22 protein-coding genes and 7 pseudogenes are annotated in these 22,387 nt (G+C 67.4%); 10 read left to right on the top strand and 19 right to left on the bottom strand.

Features of this window, described 5'->3' with window-relative positions; genetic code table 11:
- Position 1: 1 nt before the first annotated feature.
- The 3 genes from AB8998_RS21555 to AB8998_RS21545 all read right to left on the bottom strand — a co-directional run bounded on the left by AB8998_RS21555 (position 2) and on the right by AB8998_RS21545 (position 2,618).
- Positions 2 to 334 carry a helix-turn-helix domain-containing protein gene (locus AB8998_RS21555; protein ID WP_369736420.1) on the bottom strand — a complete coding sequence of 111 codons (333 nt, stop codon included), beginning with the start codon at positions 332 to 334 and terminating at the stop codon, positions 2 to 4.
- Positions 334 to 1,371, bottom strand: a complete 1,038-nt coding sequence (locus tag AB8998_RS21550; RefSeq protein ID WP_369741376.1) for a tyrosine-type recombinase/integrase — start codon at positions 1,369 to 1,371, stop codon at positions 334 to 336. Before AB8998_RS21550 ends, AB8998_RS21555 begins: the two co-directional genes overlap by 1 nt.
- Before the next feature lie 218 nt (positions 1,372 to 1,589).
- A complete protein-coding gene (locus AB8998_RS21545) occupies positions 1,590 to 2,618 on the bottom strand; it encodes a tyrosine-type recombinase/integrase (RefSeq protein ID WP_369736422.1) in 1,029 nt (342 codons plus the stop codon).
- A gap of 133 nt (positions 2,619 to 2,751) precedes the next feature.
- Here AB8998_RS21545 and AB8998_RS21540 point away from each other — a divergent pair.
- Positions 2,752 to 2,886: pseudogene (locus tag AB8998_RS21540) on the top strand (ATP-binding protein); the annotation flags it as partial.
- Between the two features lie 21 nt (positions 2,887 to 2,907).
- Here AB8998_RS21540 and AB8998_RS21535 read toward each other — a convergent pair.
- From AB8998_RS21535 to AB8998_RS21520, 4 genes and pseudogenes are all read right to left on the bottom strand, one after another.
- Positions 2,908 to 3,303 (bottom strand): nucleotidyl transferase AbiEii/AbiGii toxin family protein, encoded by a 396-nt coding sequence (locus AB8998_RS21535; protein WP_369739700.1) that lies wholly within the window; start codon positions 3,301 to 3,303, stop codon positions 2,908 to 2,910.
- Positions 3,300 to 4,082, bottom strand: coding sequence for a type IV toxin-antitoxin system AbiEi family antitoxin (locus AB8998_RS21530; RefSeq protein WP_369739699.1), 783 nt, complete (start codon positions 4,080 to 4,082; stop codon positions 3,300 to 3,302). The genes AB8998_RS21535 and AB8998_RS21530 overlap by 4 nt, the downstream gene beginning before the upstream one ends.
- A 339-nt stretch (positions 4,083 to 4,421) precedes the next feature.
- Positions 4,422 to 4,751: a type II toxin-antitoxin system PemK/MazF family toxin gene (locus tag AB8998_RS21525; RefSeq protein ID WP_369741694.1), complete on the bottom strand. Its 330-nt coding sequence runs from the start codon at positions 4,749 to 4,751 to the stop codon at positions 4,422 to 4,424.
- Positions 4,748 to 5,008, bottom strand: a pseudogene (locus AB8998_RS21520) (type II toxin-antitoxin system antitoxin MazE5); the annotation flags it as partial. The gene AB8998_RS21525 and the pseudogene AB8998_RS21520, both read right to left, overlap by 4 nt.
- 480 nt (positions 5,009 to 5,488) lie before the next feature.
- Between AB8998_RS21520 and AB8998_RS21515 the strand changes: the two are divergent.
- Both AB8998_RS21515 and AB8998_RS21510 read left to right on the top strand, forming a co-directional pair.
- A complete protein-coding gene (locus AB8998_RS21515) occupies positions 5,489 to 6,700 on the top strand; it encodes an N-acetylmuramoyl-L-alanine amidase (protein ID WP_369739698.1) in 1,212 nt (403 codons plus the stop codon).
- Positions 6,701 to 6,855: 155 nt separating this feature from the next.
- On the top strand, positions 6,856 to 7,230 hold the full coding sequence (locus AB8998_RS21510) for a DUF488 domain-containing protein (protein WP_369739697.1): 375 nt from the start codon (positions 6,856 to 6,858) through the stop codon (positions 7,228 to 7,230).
- Positions 7,231 to 7,254: 24 nt separating this feature from the next.
- Here the strand turns inward: AB8998_RS21510 and AB8998_RS21505 are convergent.
- Positions 7,255 to 7,531: pseudogene (locus AB8998_RS21505) on the bottom strand (cupredoxin domain-containing protein); the annotation flags it as partial.
- A gap of 137 nt (positions 7,532 to 7,668) precedes the next feature.
- Between AB8998_RS21505 and fdxA the strand changes: the two are divergent.
- Positions 7,669 to 8,679 (top strand): ferredoxin, encoded by a 1,011-nt coding sequence (fdxA, locus tag AB8998_RS21500; protein WP_369739696.1) that lies wholly within the window; start codon positions 7,669 to 7,671, stop codon positions 8,677 to 8,679.
- Positions 8,676 to 9,101 carry a hypothetical protein gene (locus AB8998_RS21495; RefSeq protein ID WP_369739695.1) on the top strand — a complete coding sequence of 142 codons (426 nt, stop codon included), beginning with the start codon at positions 8,676 to 8,678 and terminating at the stop codon, positions 9,099 to 9,101. The genes fdxA and AB8998_RS21495 overlap by 4 nt, the downstream gene beginning before the upstream one ends.
- 13 nt (positions 9,102 to 9,114) lie before the next feature.
- Here the strand turns inward: AB8998_RS21495 and AB8998_RS21490 are convergent, their stop codons facing one another.
- The 4 genes and pseudogenes from AB8998_RS21490 to AB8998_RS21475 all read right to left on the bottom strand — a co-directional run bounded on the left by AB8998_RS21490 (position 9,115) and on the right by AB8998_RS21475 (position 12,630).
- The gene (locus AB8998_RS21490) at positions 9,115 to 9,345 is read right to left on the bottom strand and encodes a hypothetical protein (protein ID WP_369739694.1); all 231 of its coding nucleotides are present in this window, start codon (positions 9,343 to 9,345) and stop codon (positions 9,115 to 9,117) included.
- Positions 9,346 to 9,446: 101 nt separating this feature from the next.
- Positions 9,447 to 10,189: pseudogene (locus AB8998_RS21485) on the bottom strand (alpha/beta fold hydrolase).
- A 6-nt stretch (positions 10,190 to 10,195) separates the two neighbouring features.
- Positions 10,196 to 12,363: pseudogene (locus AB8998_RS21480) on the bottom strand (glycogen/starch/alpha-glucan phosphorylase); the annotation flags it as partial.
- Positions 12,364 to 12,489: 126 nt separating this feature from the next.
- Positions 12,490 to 12,630, bottom strand: coding sequence for a hypothetical protein (locus AB8998_RS21475; RefSeq protein WP_369739693.1), 141 nt, complete (start codon positions 12,628 to 12,630; stop codon positions 12,490 to 12,492).
- A gap of 84 nt (positions 12,631 to 12,714) precedes the next feature.
- Here AB8998_RS21475 and AB8998_RS21470 point away from each other — a divergent pair.
- Positions 12,715 to 13,729, top strand: a pseudogene (locus AB8998_RS21470) (amidohydrolase family protein).
- Between the two features lie 109 nt (positions 13,730 to 13,838).
- Here the strand turns inward: AB8998_RS21470 and AB8998_RS21465 are convergent.
- From AB8998_RS21465 to AB8998_RS21455, 3 genes and pseudogenes are all read right to left on the bottom strand, one after another.
- Positions 13,839 to 13,970: pseudogene (locus AB8998_RS21465) on the bottom strand (diguanylate cyclase); the annotation flags it as partial.
- Positions 13,971 to 14,041: 71 nt separating this feature from the next.
- Positions 14,042 to 14,365: a DMT family transporter gene (locus AB8998_RS21460; protein WP_369739692.1), complete on the bottom strand. Its 324-nt coding sequence runs from the start codon at positions 14,363 to 14,365 to the stop codon at positions 14,042 to 14,044.
- A 79-nt stretch (positions 14,366 to 14,444) separates the two neighbouring features.
- Positions 14,445 to 14,882 carry a hypothetical protein gene (locus tag AB8998_RS21455; RefSeq protein ID WP_369739691.1) on the bottom strand — a complete coding sequence of 146 codons (438 nt, stop codon included), beginning with the start codon at positions 14,880 to 14,882 and terminating at the stop codon, positions 14,445 to 14,447.
- Between the two features lie 284 nt (positions 14,883 to 15,166).
- On the opposite strand from AB8998_RS21455, the gene AB8998_RS21450 reads away from it, so the two are divergent.
- Positions 15,167 to 15,967: an SDR family NAD(P)-dependent oxidoreductase gene (locus tag AB8998_RS21450; RefSeq protein WP_369739690.1), complete on the top strand. Its 801-nt coding sequence runs from the start codon at positions 15,167 to 15,169 to the stop codon at positions 15,965 to 15,967.
- Positions 15,968 to 16,915: a phosphotransferase family protein gene (locus AB8998_RS21445; protein ID WP_369739689.1), complete on the top strand. Its 948-nt coding sequence runs from the start codon at positions 15,968 to 15,970 to the stop codon at positions 16,913 to 16,915.
- Between the two features lie 73 nt (positions 16,916 to 16,988).
- Here the strand turns inward: AB8998_RS21445 and AB8998_RS21440 are convergent, their stop codons facing one another.
- Genes AB8998_RS21440 through AB8998_RS21425 form a run of 4 tightly spaced genes read right to left on the bottom strand, consistent with a single transcriptional unit; the run spans position 16,989 to position 21,411 of the window.
- A complete protein-coding gene (locus tag AB8998_RS21440; protein ID WP_369739688.1) occupies positions 16,989 to 18,287 on the bottom strand; it encodes an acyl-CoA dehydrogenase family protein in 1,299 nt (432 codons plus the stop codon).
- On the bottom strand, positions 18,288 to 19,436 hold the full coding sequence (locus AB8998_RS21435; protein WP_369739687.1) for a CaiB/BaiF CoA transferase family protein: 1,149 nt from the start codon (positions 19,434 to 19,436) through the stop codon (positions 18,288 to 18,290).
- Complete coding sequence (locus tag AB8998_RS21430) at positions 19,433 to 20,206, bottom strand: enoyl-CoA hydratase/isomerase family protein (protein ID WP_369739686.1); 774 nt, start codon at positions 20,204 to 20,206, stop codon at positions 19,433 to 19,435. Before AB8998_RS21430 ends, AB8998_RS21435 begins: the two co-directional genes overlap by 4 nt.
- The gene (locus AB8998_RS21425) at positions 20,203 to 21,411 is read right to left on the bottom strand and encodes an acetyl-CoA C-acetyltransferase (RefSeq protein ID WP_369741693.1); all 1,209 of its coding nucleotides are present in this window, start codon (positions 21,409 to 21,411) and stop codon (positions 20,203 to 20,205) included. The genes AB8998_RS21430 and AB8998_RS21425 overlap by 4 nt, the downstream gene beginning before the upstream one ends.
- A gap of 231 nt (positions 21,412 to 21,642) precedes the next feature.
- Here AB8998_RS21425 and AB8998_RS21420 point away from each other — a divergent pair, with 231 nt between their 5' ends.
- Together AB8998_RS21420 and AB8998_RS21415 are read left to right on the top strand one after the other, a co-directional pair.
- The gene (locus AB8998_RS21420; RefSeq protein WP_369739685.1) at positions 21,643 to 22,107 is read left to right on the top strand and encodes a cyclic nucleotide-binding domain-containing protein; all 465 of its coding nucleotides are present in this window, start codon (positions 21,643 to 21,645) and stop codon (positions 22,105 to 22,107) included.
- Positions 22,108 to 22,153: 46 nt separating this feature from the next.
- Positions 22,154 to 22,375 (top strand): alcohol dehydrogenase, encoded by a 222-nt coding sequence (locus tag AB8998_RS21415; protein WP_369739684.1) that lies wholly within the window; start codon positions 22,154 to 22,156, stop codon positions 22,373 to 22,375.
- Positions 22,376 to 22,387 lie beyond the last annotated feature (12 nt).

Below are 22,387 nucleotides of genomic sequence, written 5' to 3'. Positions count from 1 at the left end.
CTTAGCTTTCAATGCCGCTGATGCGAGCGCGTTTTGGCCGCAGTCCGCCCAGACCGGCGTCGGCGCCGCCAGCGGCACGTTTCTTGCGCGTCGGCGCGGCTGCGGCGACCGGTTCGATCAGCTCGTCCATCCGGCAGTCCAGGACGTCCAGCAGCGCCATCAGAATATTCAGGCTCAGCCGCTCGGGTCGCTCGACGACGAGCCGATAGACCTGGCTGGACGACAGATGGATGCCGCGTTGCGCCAACGGCTCTATCAGGTCGGTGGTGCTGAACATCTCGCGTGCAGCCATCACCTGACGCAGGTGCCATCGGTAGTCGAGTTTGCGGGCCATCAGGACTCCTTGCCGCTCGTGGGGTCGGGCGCCGTGTCGAACGCCGGCGCCAGGGCTTTGCGCAGCGCGGTGTTCATGAAGTCACCGGACACGTGGGTGTAGATCGCGGTGGACGTATCGCAGCGATGCCCAACGGCCTCCTGGATGAATCGTCGGTCAACGCCCTCCTCAGTAAGGTGCGTCACCCACGAATGCCTAAGGCTATGTGGACTAAGGGTTTTCGGTAGCCCGAGCGCGTCACGGTATGTGACGAAGCGGGCGTTGATCTCTGCCGGGGCGATGCGACCGCCACGTTCGGTCACCCACAGTGCCGGATGGTCCTCGCACCCGAAACGGGGCCTGATGTTGTCGACGTAGTCGGCGACCGCTTCCACCGCCCACCCCATGACCGACGGCACGTTGCGTCGCCGCGGCGGTTGCCCGCGCACCGACTTGCCATAGCGCACATGCAGCATCCCGAACCGGCCGAACTCCGGCACCGCCGGGTTACGGCCCCAGTCAACTACATCCAGCTTCGCCGTCTCGGTCCGCCTCAGGCCCCACCCATACACCACTTTGAATAACGTCGCATCCCGGTAGGCGGCCAACGCGCCCTTGCGTTTCGCGCACACCGCACGCTCAACCTGGTCGTCGGCGTAGTCGAGAAACCGCTGCAACTCCTCGCGGGTGAATGGCCGGGCCTCTGGGTTGCCCTCGTAGCCATTGAGGTGCTCTATCGTGTTCCACTCATGGCAGATCGGCACCGGATGCACACCCGAACCAAACTCCTGCTCGCACACCGCAACCCAGCTATAACGGCCGTCGCACAAATACTCGCTGAACAATCGCAGCTCGGTCTGATAGCCGCGAATCGTCGAAGGTGCCAGATGCGACTCCGCCATCAACGACTGCGTCCACTCGTCGACATGACCCGGCAGCCAATGCCACGGGTACTCGTTAGTGAACGTCGCAAACCGGCGCACCAACCGCTCCCGCGGCGCGATGGTCTCCTCCCGCAAACCACGCGCAACCTGCTGGGCACGCCATCCGCGCAACATCGCCTCCAGCACAGCGTCTTCCGGACGCAACTGCACAACTCCGGAGACCAGCTCCAGATGCGCCGACCCAGCCAGATCTGCCCGCACCACGCCGCCTCCAACCTGAATCCCCGCAACCGTCCGGCGAAAGGATCATGCATCCAACGGGCGCGATATGCAAGCAATGCAGGTGGGACGCCCTGTCCTGTAGGCGACATGACACCATAGCCAGATCTGCTTCAGCAGGCGACCAGCGGAGACGCGCCCGTCTGATGCAATTTCTGATAGTTCACATAGCGCATGGTCGAACTCACCGTCCAATGACCCAAAAGCTGTTGGATCGCCACCAGATCAACGCCACGCTCGTAGTTGTGTGTCGCGCAAGCGCGACGCAGCGCGTGTGGGCTGAACCGCTCCGCGACCGGTCGGCCCTCCAGCTCCATCAGATACCGCAGCCGGTTGCGGATCGTGCCACGATTCAGCGGACCACCGGACTCGTCGGCAAACAACACCGGCGACTCCGGAAACTTCGGCCGCACATCGGCCAAAAACCACCGCAACAACGCGTCCAACCCGTCCAGCATCGGCACCCACCGCGGCCTAGGACCGGACATGTGGGCGGCCTTGCCGAATCGCACGTGCAACTTGCCGAACGGTCCACGCCCGAAATGCACGTCCACTATCTCCAGCAGTGCAGACTCTTCCGATCGCAGCCCAGCGTGATACAGGGTCCGAAACAACGCGTAGTCCCGCGCGGCCGGACCGTACTTGCGGGCGGTGGCGATCCTCGACTTCAAGAACTCGAAGAACTCGCTCACCCGGTCGGGGGTCGGCGGCGCCCCGACCGCCGGCGACTCGTCACCTACGTGCCGTGAAGCGTTGAACTCATCAACCGGGCACACCAAGCGCACACCGAACCCGGCCTCGATCTCGGCAGCCTTACGGGCCTGCAGGAACCGGTGAAACCCCTTGAAGATCTGCACGTACTCGCGCCGCGTCGACGCCGAACGGCCCGCCACCGCCAGCTCGCCAACCACGCGATCGATGTCCTCGCTGGTGACCTCCCACGCCGGACGCCCCAGTGCGGCCAACGTCCGCTCCAACAACCCGATGTCATTGTCGATCGTCACCGGGCTAAACCCGCGCGCCCGCCACGACGCCACGAACGCATCGACGCATTCCCGTTGAAAGACAACAGGATCCCTAACAACGGGCTCGACCGGGACGGCGCCACCGGGAATCAGCCGGAGACCCTCCACCACCCGCACACCTTCTTCCCACCTAACTCGTTAAGGCAGCACCTAACATATCGCGATAATGCCTTGAAGATCGATGCGACACGCAGAGCAGTCGAAAGTCCAGCTAGCAGGGGAAATCGGTCATAACGAACATGTGCCAGCTCCAGTTGAATGGCTGGCCGTCATGACCGACCCCCTGCTGGCCCAATCGGCTGTCGACAGAATCACCTCGACAGCACACGAACTCATCATCGAAGGACAGTCCTACCGACGCCGCCAGAAACCCGCGCGCAGTTGACACCAGCCCGACGACCACCGATCATCCCCAATGAGCCAAACAGGTGGTCCATAGATACTGGCCAACCGGTGGTCCCATTATCGTGGCAAATGACACACGCCGACCGTCGTCACCGAGATTTTCAATCGCGAAAATGAAGTCGTCGACATCGACGCCGTCGAGAGCCTGCAAAGCGGCGAGCGCCACCTCCTCATCGGGCGCGGCGAAGTCGAGGTCGGTCGAGAAACGGCCAGCGTTGCCCGCCCTGAACTTTCGCAGCGCGGTGCCGCCCTTGAAAACCAGGCCGCGTGCGAAGAGCCCGGCGTTGTGAAGCAGATGCAGCGCGTGATCTTGGGCGATGTCGAGAAGAGCGGCATCGCGTCCACCCCTGACGCCTTGATAGTGGCGCGCGAGGTGCCCCTCGGTAATCCGGGTCACGATCCGGTGCCTACGGTGAGGTATCGGTGCAGCAGAGTGTCATTGACGTTGGTCTCGGCGTCGAAGAAACCTGCACCGGCGACACGCGGTCCAAGCCAGACCGTCTCTGTCGCTGGGTAGGTGGCGACGATCGCGGCTCGGGCGTCGTTGTTGCCTGCCGACCCGAGAAGGTATGCGGCACGCTGCGCCGCTGCACGCGGCCTAGTCTTCAGCAAGCCGATGACGGTATCGAGGTTCACGCGCGCGACGGCATCCGGCAGCCACTGACCCAGGCCAGCCGCGTCCTTGTAGGCCGACGGGCGCACCGCGATACCGACGATGAGTCCTTCGAGGTTCCACGACGGCAATCCGTTGACCGTCGTCAGCCCGGCCTCGGGCAACTCGATGCGGACGTAGCGCCAATCACCGGCGAGTGCTTTAGGAAAGGGTTGCTCGGCCGGGAGGGCGACGACTTCTTGCTCCGGTAACCGTTGGGCCAGCCCAAGGAGGGATGCAGCCGTTTCCATTGCCAGCACGCCGCGCCAATCAGGGTCCACGGCGCGCTGCGCGCGAAATTCGATGAAGCGGTCCCCGGAGCCGTAGGCACCGCCGCGCGCCCCGGGAAGGAACTCCCAAGCGTGGCGGGTGCGCAGTTTTCCCAGCCAGCCGCCGCGCTGGAGTTCGTAGGCGAGGCGCTGTGTCGCCGCTTCGTCACCGTCGAGCCCGACTTGGCGCATGACCGCGGCCAGCCGATCTGACGTCACGACTAGGTCGCCGTCGAGTTCGAGCTGCTCGACCACGTCGGCGACCGAGCGTGGGATGACTCGCGCCACTGTCAATCACCACCTTTCTTTGGTCAATATTAACGAACTACGGTTGCAGATGACAGTCCCTAATTGGGGCGGCGTGCGGAGAACACGCCGTCTATGGGGGCGGTCCGCCGCGTTGACGCCGTCAACATGCCGAACCGAAATCCGCAGGTGATGAACAGCACTGAAATCGATCGAAAAACATCAAAGACGCAGCTAGAGAAGCTGCCACGCACCGAATCCAGGGGTTCGAGTCCCCTTAGCTCCACCAAGAAACCTAAATGTCGTTGTTCGATCTCGTCGCCCCCGGCCCTCGAAATCGCTTACGCGTCAACCGGAGCAGTCGACGGCGACTTCGAGAGCGGTGCAGATGGCGCGCATGCGCGTCTCGGCGAGTCGGCCAAGCCGATTCACCAACACCCCGACCGAGACACTTTCGACCGAGTCCAGATTCACTGCGGAACGGCGTGGGATCGGGTCGGAACCAGGTTCGAGAACAACCTCGCTGGCCAAACCCCGGATGGTGGTGGTGCACGGTGCGACGAGTGCGCGCTTAAGCCGGGGGATGGCTGCGTCGCGCGACAGCACAACGACTGGACGCCGGCCGATCTCGGCCATCTCACACCACCACACCTCTGCGCGTGCCGGAAGTGCGCTCACGAGTCCGCGGCCGCTCGCCGCCACGACGCTAGGTCGCCCCATTCGTCTGGCTCATCAATCGGGTGCTTGTCGTAGGCCGCATACCCCGCATCCACCTCGGCCGATCGGTGACGGGCAAGTAAAGCGCCCAGGGCCTCATCGATGAGGACTGCGTCAGTGATTCCTGCTCGAATGCTGCGTGCGCTGCTTAACAGTCCAGCGTCGACCGTAGTGCTCAGGCGTATGCGATTCATGCCACTAGTATGCCACGTCGCTGGCAACCTCCCGCGTATGCTTTCGGGCGCATCTGACTTGGTGATACCGGGCTTACCCCGCGGCAGGCGCTGACATGGATCAACGGTCGAGTTGTTTCGATGTCCTGGCTCCCTGACGCTTACCAGGCGGTCATCGACAGTCATCGCGGCGCGGTTACCCGAGGAGGAGTCAGCAGGGGTGAGCGCCGGGTGGGGCGACCGTGCCGAAATCCGGCCGAAGGAAACAGCGACGGTCGTTTCCTCAACCGCCTGGCGACATCGAGCGAGATCTCATCGTCGTTGCCGGCCATGGCTTCTGCCCGCTTCCAAGCGCTCGCCGGTCAATGGCAGACGACGCGCTGTTCGGCCGCGAAGAATCCCACATTGGTATGGGCGTCCGCCCGCGAGTGCCGTCGGCATCGCTACGATTCCCGTTACTCGCCGGCGGGGTTGGCTGCGGCGGGTCGCACGTCAAATAGGGGTGTCCCGAGTTATCGTGTCGCCGTGCGTGATTGGTGCGGGTGCTCGACGGCGGTGTCCCGCCGTAGTGTGCTCAAATACGCTGCGGCTGCACCGCTTGTGCTCGGTTTGGGCACTGGCGCGTCCGGGTTTGCCGAGGCGCCCAGCGCGGGGGCTGATACGAGCCTGGTTGCCGAGCTCGGAGCGCCCGGGCGGGCGCTCAACATCATCGGTCGTGGCGAGTGGGGTGCCGACGAGTCGATTCGTGGCCGAGCGCCCGTGTATGACAACGGAATCAAGGCGGGCGTCGTGCACCACACCGCCGGGGTGAACGATTACGGCCGGCAGGATTCGGCGGCGATGGTGCGGTCGATCTACGCCTACCACACCCGCACTCTCGGCTGGCCGGACATCGCCTACAACGCCCTGGTGGACAAGTACGGGCAGGTGTTCGAGGGCCGATTCGGCGGGATGACCCGATCGGTTCACGGCACCCACACCGGCGGATTCAACCGCAACACCTGGGCCGTGTGCATGATCGGTGATTTCGACGCGGTGGGCCCCACGCCCGTTCAGGTGCGCACCGTCGGGCGCCTGCTCGGGTGGCGGCTCGCCCTGGACGGCATCGACCCGCTGGGCAGTGTCCCGCTCACCTCGGAGGGCGGTCCGTACACCCGTTTCCCTCTGGGTGCCACCGTGGGCCTGCCGACCATTTTCGCCCACCGCGACGTCAGCGATACCGACTGCCCCGGCCAGGTCGGTTATGGCTTGATGGACCAGATCCGCGACATCGCAGCGCGGTTCAACAAGCGTCCCAGCGCCGAGGAGTTGGCGCAGTCGCTGCAGGGCACCGCGATCTATGACCGCTGGCAGGAGATGGGCGGCATGAACAGCGCACTGGGCGCACCGTCGTCACCCGAATCGACCGGGATGGGCGCGACTCGCTACGTCGTCTTCCAGAAGGGGGCGGTGTACTGGTCACCGGACACCGGGGCGCAACCCGTCGCCGGCTCCATCTACACCGCTTGGGGTGCTTTGGGTTTCGAGCACAGCGCGCTGGGGCTCCCGACCAGTGCCGAAATCCAGGAGCCCGGGTGGGTCGTCCAGAATTTTCAACACGGCACGCTGAACAAGGAGCGTGGCAAGCAGGTGGTCGTCAGCGTGATCGACGGTGTTGCGCGTGCGGTGCCGTCGCCGTCGGACACCGAGCCGCCCGTGCAACTCGAGCGATTTTCGCCGATGCGCAACCGGGTTTGACGGTCGGCCCGGTGCGCGGTGACGGCCTCCGCGCAGCCGTCGAGAGTGGGAGTTTGCGGTCGGGGCATCGTCAAAGCTGTTCGCCCCCGGCCGCTGGGGCCGCTTTTTCAGCGCTGTCCCACTAGACTTACCGATGGGATCGACTGGGGTGAACGATGAGTGGTCATGTTTCCTACCGCAGGGTTTACGACGAGGTTTCGCCGTCCGACGGCGCACGCGTCCTGGTTGACCGGGTCTGGCCACGCGGCATCAAGAAGGAAGCGCTCGATCTGACCGAGTGGTTGCGTGACGTTGCGCCCTCGACCGAGCTACGCAAGTGGTATTCGCATGATCCCGGGAAGTTCGCGGAGTTCCGGCGCCGGTATGTGGCGGAATTGAAGTCGCCGGAACGGCGTACGGCTGTCGAGCACCTCAAAGCGATCGCCGACGAGACGGACGTGGTTTTGCTGACGGCCACCCGCGATGTCGAGCACAGTCAGGCGGCCGTCCTGGCGGCATGGCTCGCTGACACGCCCGGTCGCAATCGCTGATCCGCCGGTCGCGCGGTATGAGCCGGTCACCTCGATGACGCCGTGGGCGCCGCGCCCGGCATCGAGCATCACGTGTGAGACGAAGGGGTATCGGCCGGTTTGTAGGAAGGTCAGTTCGCCGAATCCGCTTCGGGCCGTGAACAAGCCGAGCATCTGGGAGTCGCCCGCGCTCCGGCGGAGCCGGTAGTCGCCCTCGGGCCAGACGGTGTCGAACTGGCCCCCTACATGGAAGGAGCTGCCCCGATTCGGTCCGGCGGCCAGCTACCCAGATGCGCACGCGCTCGCCTACCCAGGCGGCCAGTGTCCCTGCACGGCCTCATCGCCGCGGTCGGACCGCGGCGGGGGCGCCGCCTCGTACCGGGCGTCGGATTTGTTGTCGGTCATCGGATCTCGCACAAGTTCTAGTTTATACAAATCGGATTGTGTAAACTCTAGGCCATGACATACGTGATTGGGAAGCCCTGTGTTGACGTGATGGACCGGGCCTGCGTGGAGGAATGCCCGGTCGACTGCATCTACGAGGGCGGTCGGGCCCTCTACATCCATCCCGACGAATGTGTGGACTGCGGGGCGTGCGAACCGGTCTGCCCCGTCCAGGCGATCTACTACGAGGACGACCTGCCCGCGGAGCTGCAGCCCTACCAGGCCGACAACGCGGCGTTCTTCTCCGAAACCCTGCCCGGCCGGGACGAGCCCGTCGGATCACCCGGCGGGGCGGCCAAGATGGGTCCGCTCGGCGTCGACACACCGCTGGTGGCCGGCCTGCCCAGGCGCGCCGGGAGCGTGAACACGGTCGGTATGTCAGCCGATGGGCAGCCCGATCGCCGTCGTGACGTGCTGCGCGTATTGAAGGCGGCGCCCGGCCCGATGAGCATCAACGCGATCGCCGAAGTGCTGGACGTGCATCCGAACACCGCCCGCCTCCACCTCGACACGCTGGTGAGCGACGGCCGGGTGGAACATGTCGAGCCCGACGTCAATCGACCCGGACGACCGGCCCTGATGTTCCGTGCCATCGCGCAGATGGACCGCGGCGGACCGCGCCGTTACCGGCTGCTCGCCGAGATACTCGCGGCGGGCCTCGCCGCCGGTGACGCCCCGGGCGCCAAGGCGCACGCCGCGGGCCGTGCGTGGGGGACGCAGCTGAAAGGCTCGGTGCCGCAGGGAGGAAGGACGGGCGTAAACGAATCGGTCGAACAGCTCGTCGGCGTTCTCGACGAGCTCGGATTCGCGCCCGAGCGTCGCGGCGAGTGGAAGATCGGCTTGCGGCACTGTCCCTTCCTCGAACTCGCCGAGGCCCGGGCCGAGATCGTGTGTCCCGTTCACCTCGGCCTCATGCAAGGAGTGGTGGAGAGCCCGGCGGGGCTGGTGGCCGTCGACCGACTGGACGCGTTCGTCGAACCGGATCTGTGCCTGGCCCACCTGACCCCGCAGGCAGATTCCAGATGAGCAGCCAACCATCGATCGTCGTCGCCGTGGCCTTCGTGTGGCTGGGCATGGTGCTCGCCATCTCGTTTCTGGAAGCACCGCTGAAGTTCCGCGCACCCAACGTGACGACGCAGATCGGCCTGGGGATCGGGCGCCTGGTGTTCCGCGCGCTCAACAGCATCGAGGTCGTTTTCGCAATCCTGATCGCGGCGGTCGTCGTGCCTAGTCCGCCGCCGGCGGGCGCAACCGCGGCAATCGCGACCGCCTGCGCGATGCTCGCCATCCAGTTGATCGCGGTGCGCCCCTTCCTGACCCGACGTTCCGACAAGGTTCTCGCCGGTCGGGACGCACCCCGCTCCCGCGGCCACTACGCGTACATCGGTCTGGAGGTGGCCAAGGCGGTCGCCCTGGCGGTTGCGGGGACGCTGCTGCTGGCGCTTTGAACCGACACCCCGCCTACAACTCGCAGCGCTCGTGCGGATCCGGGTCATAGCAGGTCAAGGTCCCGTAGGGGCAGTGCGGAAGCGCGCTCACGCCGGCTTTCCGCCACCCCTTGCGGAGCAGGTTGCGTGCCAGAAAGCGTGCCGCCGTCCGGCCCTGCGCCGCGTTGTATTCCGGGCCGGAATGCTCGATGCCGTAGTAGGCGTCGTAGATGTCGTCGGCGAGGCGGTCGATTAGCTCCCTCACTTCCGGTGGCGTGCTCATTCCTCAAGGGTTCCCTGTCGGGCGCCCACGGAATCGTGCAGGGGGGTGCGCCGGCCTCCACGTCGACCTGGTATGAGTGGCGGTCAGTCGAGCGTCGCCCAGAACCGGGTCAGAGCCGCCGCTCCGCGCGCCGGGTCTTCCAACATCCACCAATGTCCCAGCCCGTCGAGCACTTCGGTCCGGGCGCCGGCCCGTTCGGCCGCTCGCCGCCGGATCGCCTCCGAGCCCACATGGTGGTCCTCGGTGGCAAGGATCGACAAGCCCGGCCGGGCCGCCGCGTTGCCGAGCCCACGTCCCGCTTCGGCCAGCGCCGGCTGGCGCGCCGAACGGTACGGCAGCAGGATCGCCCGGCCCACCTCCGGCGCCTGCGCCGCGGCGATCGCGGTCGCGACGCCCGAGGGGATGCCGAGTGCGGCCATCCGGGCGGCCCGGTCCTCGACCGTCCCGTCCAGCATGGTGTCCACCAGCCGCTCGCCGTCGCCGGGTGTCTGCCACACCCGGGCCATGTCATGCCACACGTAGTCGGGGTCGAACACCCCGACGATGTCGCTCGCCCAACTCCGCACCAATTCGGGGCGGTGCATCACCAGGTTCACGACGTGGCCACCACCCCAGTCATGCCCCACGAGATCAACCGGTCCGCCGAACTTGTCCAGCTCGACCTCGAGCCAGTCACGGTAGGCCAGGTAGGTCGTCGGGCAGCGGCGCACCGAACCCGGGCTGCGACAGTCGCACTACATCGGTGCGCCCGAGGGGCCTCGGCCAGCGGGCCCCAGATCGCGTCGGTCTGCGGGTTGCCGTGCACCAAAACTACCGTCGTGGCCAGATATTGTCAGACTTTCACCGTCAGCGGCCAGACGTTCCAGATTTCGTCGCAGTACTCGGCGATGGCGCGGTCCGAGGAGAACTTGCCGCTGCGCGCGGTGTTCAGGATGGACATCCTGGTCCACGCCCCCCGGTCCTGCCAATCCGCGCTCACCCGCTCCTGGCAGTCGACGTAGGAGCGGTAGTCGGCGCACACCAGGAACGGGTCGTCGTGGCGGAGGTAGTCCACCACCGGCCGGAACACCTCGGTGTCGCCGCGCGAGAACGCCCCCGCGGCAATCAGATCGAGCACCGTGCGCAGCTCCTCGTCGCCGTCGATGTAGTCGGCCGGGCGGTATCGTCCGCCTTGACCGCCTGCACCTCCCGTTCCGTCAGGCCGAACAGGAAGAAGTTCTCCGGCCCGGCCTCCTCGCGGATCTCGACGTTCGCCCCGTCGAGCGTGCCGATGGTCAGTGCGCCGTTGATCATGAACTTCATGTTCCCGGTGCCCGAGGCCTCCTTGCCCGCGGTGGAGATCTGCTCGGACAGGTCGGCGGCCGGGTAGATCAGGTGCGCGTTCTGCACGTTGAAATTCGGCACGAACGCCACCTCGAGGAACCGGTTGACCTCCGGGTCGGCGTTGACGCTCTCCCCAATGGCGTTGATCAGCTTGATGATTCGCTTGGCCATGAAATAGCCCGGAGCGGCCTTGCCGCCGAACACGGACGCCCGCGGCGGAATCGACAGCCCTGGGTCGCACTTGAGCCGGTGGTAGAGCGCGACGATGTGCAGGACGTTGAGGTGCTGGCGCTTGTACTCGTGGATGCGCTTGACCTGGACGTCGAACATCCAGTCCGGGTTCAGCTCGACACCGGCCACCGAGCCGACGTAGGTGGCCAGGCGGGCCTTGTTCGCGCGTTTGATGTCGCGCCACTGCTGACGGAAGGTGGCGTCGTCGACGAACGGCTCCAGTCCGCGCAGCCGGGACAGATCACTCAGCCAGCCCTCACCGATCTTGCGGTCCAACAGCTCCCGCAGCCCGGGGTTGGCCAGCGCGAGGAAGCGGCGCGGCGTCACCCCGTTCGTCTTGTTGCTGAACCGCTCCGGCCAAAGCTCGTAGAAGTCTTTCAGCACACTGGTTTTCAGCAGGTCAGAGTGCAGCGCGGCGACGCCGTTGATGGCGTGGCTGCCCACGGTCGCCAGGTGCGCCATCCGGACGCTCTTGCCGTCGTCCTCGCCGATCAGCGACATCCGGCGCAGCCGGTCCGCGTCGCCGGGGAACCGCGTGCGCACCTCGTCGAGAAAGCGGTGGTTGATCTCGTAGACGATCTCGAGGTGGCGCGGCAGCGACTCGGCGAACATCGCCAGGGGCCAGGTCTCCAGCGCCTCGGGAAGCAGGGTGTGGTTGGTGTAGCCGAACGTCGCGACCGTGATGCCCCACGCGTCGTCCCAGTCGAGATGGCGCTCGTCGACGAGCAGCCGCATCAGCTCGGCGACCGCGATCGATGGATGGGTGTCGTTGAGCTGCAAGGCAAACCGCTGGGGGAGCTCGCGGACGGACACGTCGGCGATCTCCTCCATCAGGTCCAGCACTCGCTGCAGCGAGCAGGACACGAAGAAGTACTGCTGCAGCAGGCGCAGCCGCTTGCCCACGTCCGGCTCGTCGTTGGGGTAGAGGACCTTGGTGACCGTCTCCGAGGTTATCTCGTCCTCGACCGCCTTGTAGTAGTCGCCGGTGTTGAAGGCTTCCAGCGCAAAGGATTTGACGGCGCGCGCGCTCCACAGCGTCAGCACGTTGCAGGTGTTGACGCCGTAGCCCTGGATCGGAGTGTCGTAGGCGACGCCCTTGAGCACCCGTCCCGGCACCCACCGCACGCGGTCGTGGCCGGCCTCGTCGCTGTAGTGCTCGGCGTAGCCGCCCCACTTCACCAGATAGTTGATGTCGGGTTTGGCGATCTCCCAGGGGTTTCCGTTGTCGATCCAGTTGTCGGTCTGCTCGACCTGCCAGCCGTCGCGAATCTCCTGGTCGAAGATGCCGAACTCGTAGCGGATGCCGTAGCCGATCGCCGGACGTTCGAGGGTGGCCAGCGAGTCCAGGTAGCACGCGGCGAGCCGGCCGAGGCCGCCGTTGCCCAGCCCGGGTCCCTCCGCGCAGGCCAGCACCGTGTCCAGGTTCTGGCCCATCGCCGCCAGCGCGGTCCATAGCGCCATAGCGGCGGGCGAGAGGTCAGCGGTGTCGCACACCCCCTCGAACATTTGCCCGACGTTCGGCCGGCTGGCTTCCAGCACCTGCGACAGCAGCTGACCTCTATCCCCGAAGTATTACAACAGCTTTCGCTTGCTCATCCCTATCGCCTCGGCCAGCGGGGCTAGCGACAGATCGTTGACGCCGCGCTCCTGGAGCTGCTCGACCACGGATTCGAGCAGGGCTTGCCGCTTATGCGGGTCGGGCGTTCGGGACACCCCTTGATTGTATCGACCGGAACAACCACGCTTAATACTCTTACCTATCGGTACATTTGAATAGTTGTTTGGAGAGGTTCAACCATGAAGGGAAAGATCGCTCTCGAAGAGCACTGGGAGTCCGCCGAGTTTCCGGCCACCGGAGAACATGACTTCACCGCCACCGAGTATTTCGCCGATGTGCAGCGCCGGCTGCGGGAGGTGGATCGGCGTGTCGAGGACATGGACCGCAACGGGATCGCCATCGATATCCTGTCGTTGACGCAGCCCGGCATCGAGGGAATCACCAACACCAAGCTGGCGGTCGATACGGCGAAGAAGATGAACGACTTCGCCGCCGAGAACCTGGTCGCGAAATACCCGGACCGGTCGGGCCTTTGCCGCCCTGCCGCTACAGGACCCGGAGAAGGCTGCCGACGAACTCGAACGCGCTGTTCGTGACCTGGGGTTTGTCGGCGCACTGATCAACGGCTATAGCAACATCGGCGACGAGGACACCGCGCAGTATCTCGACGAACCGCAAGTGGAGCCGTTCTGGGCCAAGCTCACCGAGCTCGACGTGCCGGTTTACCTGCACCCCCGTATCCCACTGCCCAGCCAGCAACGGATCTATCAGGGGTATGAGGGGCTGCTGGGCTCCGCGTGGGGGTTCGGTGTGGAGACCGCCACCCACGCGCTGCGGTTGATTCTCAGCGGCCTTTTCGACCGGCATCCGACCGCCCAGGTGATCCTCGGGCATCTCGGTGAGGCGCTCCCATTCACCTTGCACCGGGTCACTCACCGGTTGCGTCACCAACGCCGGGAGACCCACGGACCGCACGAGCTGCCGCCGCTGGACTACCTGCCGCGCAATTTTTATCTCACCACCAGCGGGGTCTTCCGGACCCAAACGCTGCTCGACACCCTCCTCGAAGTCGGGGCCGACCGGATTCTCTTCTCCGTCGACTATCCCTACGAGACCATGGACGACATCGCCCCCTGGTTCGACGACACCCCGATCAGCGAACCCGATCGCATCAAAATCGGGCGAGACAACTCCGAGAAGCTCTTCAAGCTGACTTCGCACGCCTCAACTAAAAAGGTTTCGGTAATACAGTGACTCATGGTCATAAAGGAAGTCCGGTGTGGGCGAGGAAGGCGAAACACAGGTCGTAGTTGGAGTCGATGCGATCCAGCCCGGATTCGGCCGCGGGACACGACCCCGTTTTTTCCATGGCGACCGACGTGGCGTCGGCGAGCGCCTGGCGCAGCGCAACCTCTCGTTCGCTCGGCCGGTGCGTTTCCGCCCAGTAGTTGCCGATCGCCCCGATGGGGTCGAGCCTGCGGATGGGAACCATCACCCCAGTCGGATGGCCCAGGCTACCTCATCGCGTTGTGCCGGTGGCAATTTCGCTGTGCGCGAATACGGCGGTCAGTGGGCACCGGAGAGGTTCAGCGTGACGACCCCGGCGATGATAAGGCCGACCCCGACGACCTTGGCGGCCGACAGGGGAGAGCCGAGGAACAGGACGGCGATCAGCACGATCGCGGCCGTCCCGATCGCCGACCACAGCGCGTAGGCCACGTCCGTCTGCATACCCCGCGAGATGGACAGCGCCAGCAGCGCGAACGCCACCGCGTACCCGGCCAGGCACGCCACGGTGGGCCAGGGCCGGCTGAAGCCCTCGGTGCTCTTGAGCAGGCTGGTCGCCGCCACCTCGGCGAAGATCGCGCAGATGAGGAGCAGATAGCTCACGTCGCCTCCCGGTGTACGAACCCCCTGTAGGTGTACACGACGGGGGCGTGCGGGCGGTCGCCCGCCGCGCGTGGCGTAGCTACGTGTCGGTGACGTCGGGGACCGCGCGCAGTGGTGGCCGTACGCCCCGCGTGAGGCCGAAGCCCACGTGCGGGTCTGCGACGTCCGCGAGGATCCGGTAGGCGTCGGCGTACTGAACCGCGAGTGTGACCAGCCGCATCCACGTGACCGGGTCGTTGCGGGTGGCTCCGAAATCGAAACCGAACCGCGGGCCGTCGAGCACGAATCGGACGTGGCCGGCGAAGGCGTCGGCCGACACCGTCAGCAGCGCGGGACCCGCCTCGATGCGGTATTCCTCGTGCAGGCCCAGTGCGCGTCCCGGCTCCGGTGTGGGGCCCGCATCGACGAGGTAGTCGCAATCGGCGAGCGCGGCGAAGACGGCCCCCGCCGAGACCCGGTAAAGGGCGCCGAATTCGATGGTGGACCGGGCGGCGGTGCGCAACGAGAAGACGATCACGATGGGCGAACGATGATCATGGGGGTTGCTCTCCTCTGCGCCGCTGCCGTCCCGACGGCTCGATCCGGAGGCCCGGAGTCTACGGGCGCGCGGCCCCGTGCGCGGCCCGGGCGGGCGATGATTTCGCCGGGAGCCACATGCGTTTCGCCGGGTGGATAGGGCGTGGCGGCGACCCCGGCGCACACGGCCGGGGTCGACACGCCGGCCGCACTTTGCCGGCACCGCCGATAATGGCATTCTCTAGATCGGAGAAGCCGTTTTCGGGCGGCTGGAGGAGGTCGAGAATGAACGCCGGCCAACGGTGTGACGGGATGGTGGCGCTGGTCACCGGGAGCAGTCGCGGGCTGGGCAAGGCGATCGCCGCGCGACTGGCTGCGCGGGGTGCCACGGTCGCGCTGACCGCCCGCACCATGGACCCCGACCCCAAGTACCAGGGATCGCTGCGCCAGACCCGCGACGAGATCGCGGCCGCCGGCGGCCGCGCGGTGGCGATCCAGGCCGACCTGTCCCAGTCCGGCGAACGCGAACGCCTCTACGCCGAGGTGCACGACACCGTCGGCGCCCCGGACATCCTCGTCAACAACGCCGCCGTGACCTTCCTGCGGCCCCTCGACGAATTCCCCGAGAAGCGGGTGCGGCTGATGATGGAGATGCACGTCCTGGGACCGCTGCACCTGTGCCAGCTGGCGATCCCCGCGATGCGCGAGCGCGGACGGGGCTGGATCCTGAATCTGACCTCGGTGGGCGGCGACCTGCCACCGGGGCCGCCGTTCTCCGAGTTCGACCGCAGCGCCGGCTTCGGTGTCTACGGGACGGCCAAGGCCGCCCTCAACCGGCTGACCAAAAGCCTTGCCGCCGAACTGTACGACGACGGCATCGCCGTCAACGCCGCCGCCCCGTCCGACCCGGTGGCGACACCGGGGGCCGGCGCCCTCGACCTGGCCAAGGCCGACACCGAGGACATCGAGCTGATCACCGAGACCGCCTTCCGGTTGTGCACCGGCGATCCGAAAACCCTGACCGGCCGCATCGCGCACACCCAGTCGTTCCTCGCCGAGGCCGGCTGGACCCAGCCCGCCGTTTGAATGGCCGAACTGGACCTCGACGAGCTGCGCGGGCGCCTCGCCCGCGCCGGCGTCGGCGACGTCCATCCACTCGCCGGGGGCGCCTCCAGCCTCACCTTCGCCGCCGCGATGGGCGGCCGGCCCGTGGTGGTCAAGGTTGCCCCGCCGGGCGTCGAGGCGATCGGGCACCGCGACGTGCTGCGGCAGGCGCGCGTCATCAAAGCGCTTGCGGAAAGCGATTTTCCGGTGCCCGCCGTGGTGTGGGAGGACCCCGGCAGCCCGCCGCTGTTCGTGATGTCGCGCATCGACGGCGAGTGCGTGGAGCCGTTGTTCGACGGTTGCCCACCGGATGCCGACCTGGCCGACCGGTACCGCAACGCCTGCCGCGTCATGGCCGCCCTGCACCGTCTCTCGCCGGCCGCGCTGGGGCTGGGCGACGAACCGGTCGTCGACCCGGCCGCCGAAGTCCGGCGCTGGTGCGACACCCTGGGCACCGTCGACCCGGCGCTGGTGCCCGGGTGGCAGGACGTGCGCGACGCGCTGTTGGGTTGTGCGCCGGAAGTCATGGGGCCCAGCGTGATTCACGGAGACTTCCGGCTGGGCAACCTGATGGCCGCCGGGGCCCGCATCGACGCGGTGATCGACTGGGAGATCTGGTCGATCGGCGACCCGCGCATCGATGCGGGCTGGTTTCTGATCAACTGCGATCCGGACACCTATCGTCGCGTTTCACGCGGCGATGTCGCCCCACCGGTCGCCGAGCTGACCGCGATCTACCGCGACCGGCTGGGCCGCGAGGTCGGCGACCTGGACTGGTTCACCGCCCTGGCGTGCTTCAAGTCGGCGGCCACGTGGTCGCTGATCGTCAAGCACAACCGCCGCAGGCGTTCGCCGCGGGCCGACCTGGAAGCCATGGCGGCGGCCCTGCCCCGGCTGCTGCAGCGCGCCCGGACGATTCTGGGCCGCTAGCTCGCGAGGGTGCGCGAAATGCCACGGTGCAGCGGCGTGTCGCGTCCAGACACGCACGCTCGCGCTGGGGCGGCTACGCGCGCGGAATGCCGGCCAGCTTGTCGGCGAACTTCGCCTCCGCGGCCGCACGCAGCCGCAGCAGATGCTCGGAGGGGAACAGGTCGGGAGCGGGCTGCCGGTCTTTGAGCAGCTGGCGCGCCAGCGTCACCTTGTGCACCTCGGTGGGGCCGTCGGCCAGGCCGAGCACGAAGGACTCCACCAGGTACTGCACGAAGGGCATCTCGTGGCTGGTGCCCAGCGATCCGTGCAGCTGCAGCGCCCGCGCCGATACGTCGTGCAGCACCTTCTGCATCATCGCCTTGACCGCGGAGATGTCGGCCCGCACCGCCTGGTAATCGTTGAACTGGTCGATCTTCCAAGCGGTTTGCAGCGTCAGCAACCGGAACGCCTCGATCTCCATCCACGAGTCGGCGACCATCTCCTGGACGAGCTGCTTGTTGGCCAGCACCTCGCCCTGGGTGTAGCGCGACACCGCCCGCTCGCAGATCATGTCGAAGATCCGCCGCACCAAGCCGACCGTGCGCATGGCGTGGTGAATACGCCCGCCGCCCAGGCGGGTCTGGGCGACCACGAACGCGCCGCCGCGCGGGCCCAGCATGTGGTCTCCCGGCACGCGGACGTTCTCGTAGCGGACGTAACCCTCGCGCCCGCCGCCACCCAGCGGCTGATAGCCGAGCCCGACGTCGCGCAGCACGTTGATGCCCGGGGTGTCGCCCGGCACGACGAACATCGAGCAGCGCTGGTACGGCGGCGCGTCGGGGTCGGTCATCGCCATCACGATGAGAAACGACGCCATCGACGCGAACGAGGAATACCACTTCTCCCCGTTGATGATCCAGTTATCACCATCGGGCACGGCGGTGGTGCGGAACACCTTCGGGTCGGCGCCGCCCTGCGGCTCGGTCATGGAGAAACAGGACACGATGCGGTTGTCCAGCAGCGGCTCGAGGTAGCGCGCCTTGAGCTCGGGTGTGCCGTAGTGCGCGAGGATCTCGCTGTTGCCCGAATCGGGTGCCTGGGAGCCGAACACGATCGGCGCGCACTCCGAGCGGCCCAGGATCTCGTTGAGCAGCGCCAGCTTCACCTGCCCGTAGCCGGGACCGCCCAGGTGCGGCCCGAGGTGCGTGGCCCACAGCCCACGCTCCTTGACGATCTCCTGCAGCGGCGGGATCAGTGCCTGACGCACCGGGTCGTTGAGGTCGTGGGACTCCTTGACGATCAGGTCGATCGGTTCGCACTCCTCGCGCACGAAGTCCTCGACCCATTTCAGTTGCGCCGCCCACTCCGGGTCGGTGGAGAAGTCCCACGCCATCTATCGTTCCTTCCGGTTGCTCTGGGCCACCACGCCGGCATCGACGAGGGCAGTGACGGCCTCGGGGTCCAATCCCAGTTCGCGTAGCAGCGCACGCGTGTGATCGCCGGGCAGCGACGGGGCGCCGGGCGCCGCGGGCGGGGTGCGCGAGAAGCGTGGCGCCGGCGCGGGCTGGGTGACGCCGTCCACGTCGACGAATGTCCCGCGCGCGGCCAGGTGCGGGTGATGCGGTGCCTCGGACAGCGAAAGCACCGGTGTCGCACAGCATCCCGGTGAGTCGAGGATGCGCTCCCACTCGTCGCGGGTCTTCTCGGCGAAGCGCGCGGCCAGCGCCGCGCGGTGCGCCGACCAGGTCGACGGTGCGTCGTCGTCGTGGGGAACGCCGACGCCGAGCCGCTCGCACAGCTCGGCGTAGAACTTGGGTTCCATCGCGCCCACAGCGACGTGACGGCCGTCGGCGGTGACGTAGACGCCGTAGAAGTGGGCGGCGCCGTCGAGCAGGTTGTCCTGGCGGCGGTCGCGCCAGGTGCCGGTGGGCACCATCCCGAAGTAGGGCGCCAGCAGCGTGGCCACGCCGTCGACCATGGCCACGTCGAGCACCTGACCCGCTCCGGACTCGCGGGCCTCCAGGATCGCGCTCAAAAGGCCGACCGCCAGCAGCATCCCGCCGCCGCCGTAGTCGCCGACCAGATTCAGCGGCGGCACCGGCGATTCGGCGGTGCCGATCCCGTGTAGCGCGCCGGCCAGGGCGATGTAGTTGATGTCGTGGCCCGCGTGCCCGGACAGGGGTCCGTCCTGCCCGTATCCCGTCATGCGGGCATACACCAGCCGGGGGTTGCGTCCCAGCAACGCGTCCGGCCCGATGCCCAGCCGCTCGGCGACCCCCGGCCGGTACACGTCGACGAACGCGTCGGCGCCGGCTACCAGACGGTGCACCAGGTCGCGGCCGCGGGGGTCTTTGACGTCGGCGGCCAGCGACCGCTGGCCGCGCCGGACCGTGTAGTCGATCGGCAACGGGCCGTCCACGCCCGCGACGGGGTCCACGCGGACCACGTCGGCGCCCAAGTCGCCCAACAGCATCCCGCAGAACGGCGCGGGCCCCAGCCCGCCCATCATCACGATGCGCAGGCCCCGCAGCGGGCCGCTCATGTGGTCCACTTCGCGCGGCGGTCGGCCGCCTCGTCGGTGGCGTGGGCGAGGACCTGGTTGCGGTTCTCCAGCTCCAGCGCGGCGGACAGGCTCGCCGCGTCGGTGTTGACCTGCAGCGCGCGCTTGGTCAGCCGCACGCCCAGCGGGGGGAGACCGGCGATCAGGGTGGCCAGTTCCACGGCCCGCTCGAGCAGCCGGTCGGGTTCGACCACCTCGCTGACCAGGCCGCGCCGGTCGGCTTCGGCGGCCGGAATCGTGCGCCCGGTCAGCATCCAGTCGGCGGCCACGCTGGTGCCCACGATGCGGGGCAGGTGGTAGCTCATGCCCATCTCGGCGCCCGAGAGCCCCAGCAGGATCGCGGCGTTGCCGAACGACGCCGCGGTCGAACAGATCCGGATGTCGGCGGCCAGGCACAACGCGAAGCCCGCGCCGACACAGGGACCGTTGACCGCGGCGACGACGGGTTGCGGCAGTCCGCGGATCGCCTCCGCCAGTGCGGTCATGCGTTCCTGGAAACGCAACCGGTCCAGCGCGGGCGCGGAGGCCTCCGGCATGGCGGGCCCGAAGTCGCGCATGTCGATTCCCGCGCAGAAACCGCGGCCGGCGCCGGTGAGCACGACGGCCCGCGCGGAGTCCTCGCCGGCCAGATCGGCCAGCACGTCGCGCAATTCGGTCTGCATGGCCTCGTTGACGGCGTTGAGGCACCGCGGCCGGTTCAGGCGGACGACGACGACCCCGCCGCGGGGCCGGTCGAGCTCCAGGGTGCTCATGCGCGTTCGATGATCGTCGCGGTGCCCATGCCGCCGCCGGTGCACATGGTCACCAGACCCGTTGCCAGATCCCGGCGTTCGAGCTCGTCGAGCAGGGTGCCCAGCAGCATCGCGCCGGTGGCGCCGATCGGGTGGCCCAGGGCGATGGCGCCGCCGTTGACGTTGACCCGCTCGGGGTCGATGTCGAGGTCGCGCATCGTCTTGAGCGGGACCGCGGCGAAGGCCTCGTTGATCTCCCACAGGTCGATGTCGGCCACGCTCATGCCGGCGCGGGCCAGGCAGCGCTGCGCGGCGGGCCCGGGCGCGGTGAGCATGATGACGGGCTCGCTGCCGACCGCGGCCGTGGCGCGGATCTGTGCACGCGATGAAACCCTTTGTGCCTGAATCCATTTCGCGGAGGCGAGCAGCACCGCCGCGGCGCCGTCGACGACCCCCGACGAGTTGCCCGCATGGTGGACGTGCTCGACGCGGTCGATGCCCGGGTAGCGGCGCAGGCAGATCTCGTCGAAGGTCAACCGCTCGCCCTCGGCACGGGCCGCGCCCATCGCGGCGAAGGCGGGCTGCAGGCGCGCCAGCGTCTCGGCGGTGGTCCCGGGGCGCGGATGCTCGTCGCATTCGACGCAGCCGTCGGGGGTGGTAACCCCGACCAGGGATCGCTCGAACCGGCCGTCGTCGACCGCCGCGGCGGCCCGGTGCTGGCTGCGCGCCGCATAGGCGTCGACGTCGTCGCGGCCGAACCCTTCGAGGGTGGCGATGAGGTCGGCCGAAATTCCCTGCGGGACGGTCGGGTAACGCTTACGAAAGTCGGGGTTGCCGCCGTCGATCGTCGGGATCCCGGCCGCGACGCCCCAACGGGACATCGACTCGACGCCGCCGGCGACCATCAGGTCCTCGCTGCCGGCCGCGATCGCCGACGCCGCGACGGTGACCGCCTGCTGCCCCGACCCGCAGAACCGGTTCAGCGTCATCCCCGGCACGGTCTCGGGCCAGCCGGCCAGCAGCACCGACAGGCGCGCGATGTCGTCGGTGTGGTCCCCGCTGAGGATGCCGTTGCCGGCGATGACGTCGTCGACGTCGGCCGGGTCGAAACCGGTGCGCTCGGCCAGTGCGGTCAGGCAGCGGGCGAACAGGGCCTGCGGGTGTACGGCGTGCAACGCCCCGTCGGGGCGGCCGCGGCCGCGCGGTGTGCGTACCGCGTCGAGGATCCAGGCGTCGATGTCGGGCTCCAATCTTCCTCAGCCGATCGTAATGTGTCTCTCAAGTGAGGAGAATAGTCTTCTCCGGAAAGGGGAAGCCATTCTCGGCGCTACCCGCTGCCCGCCGCGCAAGCCGCCGGCAACCGCTTTCCGCGGATCTTGCTGGATCGTGGACGAAGGCCGTCGCGTCCTCTATGGTCCGTCCCAAGCAGCTGTTCGGCGCCGTGAGAGGAACACGCAATGAGGACGCTCGAAGGCGTTCTGGCCGGCCATCCGTTCTTCGACGGAATGGACCCGCGTTACCTGGAGCTGGCGGTCGGCTGCGCGTCGAACATGCGCTTCGACGCCGGGGAGCTGATCTGCCGTGAAGGCCACCCGGCCGACCACTTCCACCTCATCCGCGCCGGCCGGATCGCACTCGAAATCGCCGTGCTGGGCCGCGGTGGCCTGACGATCCAGACGCTCGGGGCCGGTGACATCCTCGGATGGTCGTGGTTGGTGCCGCCCTACACCTGGCGGTTCGATGTGCGCGCGGCGGAGACGACCCGCGCGATCGTCTTCGACGGTAAATGCCTGCGCGAGAAGTGCGAACAGGATCACGAACTCGGATACGAGCTGCAGAAGCGTGTGATCGCGGTACTCGGACAGCATCTCGACGCGACGAGGTTTCGGCTCCTGGACCTCTACGGGGATGCGCTGGACTGAGGGGCCGGACCGTCGCCAACGTAGTAACCCAGTCACCTCTGTCGACTTGTCGCTGTTCGATCTGAACCTGTACGAAAAGCATTCGCGCGGATCGCTTTTCGGATCGTCGAACCCCGGGAGCGGCATCCCGCGCATGCTCGACCTCCACCGCGCCGGACGGCTCAAGCTCGGCGAGCTCGTCACCCGCGAGTACACCCTCGAGGAGATCGACACCGGCTACGCCGACCTGCACGCCGGGGTGAACCTGCGCGGGCTCATCCGGTTCTGAGTTGCGGGCGAG

The organism is Mycobacterium sp. HUMS_12744610 (genome assembly GCF_041206865.1).
GTDB lineage: Bacteria > Actinomycetota > Actinomycetes > Mycobacteriales > Mycobacteriaceae > Mycobacterium > Mycobacterium servetii.
This window is presented reverse-complemented; position numbering and strand designations above follow the sequence as displayed.

What these genes read in the sequence shown, in the direction of transcription:
- AB8998_RS21510 (WP_369739697.1), top strand. Translation starts at nt 6,856, where the DNA reads ATGAGTGGTCATGTTTCCTACCGCAGGGTTTACGACGAGGTTTCGCCG.
- AB8998_RS21550 (WP_369741376.1), bottom strand. Translation starts at nt 1,371, where the DNA reads ATGTTGCGCGGATGGCGTGCCCAGCAGGTTGCGCGTGGTTTGCGGGAG.
- AB8998_RS21430 (WP_369739686.1), bottom strand. Translation starts at nt 20,206, where the DNA reads ATGAGCACCCTGGAGCTCGACCGGCCCCGCGGCGGGGTCGTCGTCGTC.
- fdxA (WP_369739696.1), top strand. Translation starts at nt 7,669, where the DNA reads ATGACATACGTGATTGGGAAGCCCTGTGTTGACGTGATGGACCGGGCC.
- AB8998_RS21445 (WP_369739689.1), top strand. Translation starts at nt 15,968, where the DNA reads ATGGCCGAACTGGACCTCGACGAGCTGCGCGGGCGCCTCGCCCGCGCC.
- AB8998_RS21420 (WP_369739685.1), top strand. Translation starts at nt 21,643, where the DNA reads ATGAGGACGCTCGAAGGCGTTCTGGCCGGCCATCCGTTCTTCGACGGA.
- AB8998_RS21495 (WP_369739695.1), top strand. Translation starts at nt 8,676, where the DNA reads ATGAGCAGCCAACCATCGATCGTCGTCGCCGTGGCCTTCGTGTGGCTG.
- AB8998_RS21450 (WP_369739690.1), top strand. Translation starts at nt 15,167, where the DNA reads ATGAACGCCGGCCAACGGTGTGACGGGATGGTGGCGCTGGTCACCGGG.
- AB8998_RS21435 (WP_369739687.1), bottom strand. Translation starts at nt 19,436, where the DNA reads ATGAGCGGCCCGCTGCGGGGCCTGCGCATCGTGATGATGGGCGGGCTG.
- AB8998_RS21440 (WP_369739688.1), bottom strand. Translation starts at nt 18,287, where the DNA reads ATGGCGTGGGACTTCTCCACCGACCCGGAGTGGGCGGCGCAACTGAAA.
- AB8998_RS21555 (WP_369736420.1), bottom strand. Translation starts at nt 334, where the DNA reads ATGGCCCGCAAACTCGACTACCGATGGCACCTGCGTCAGGTGATGGCT.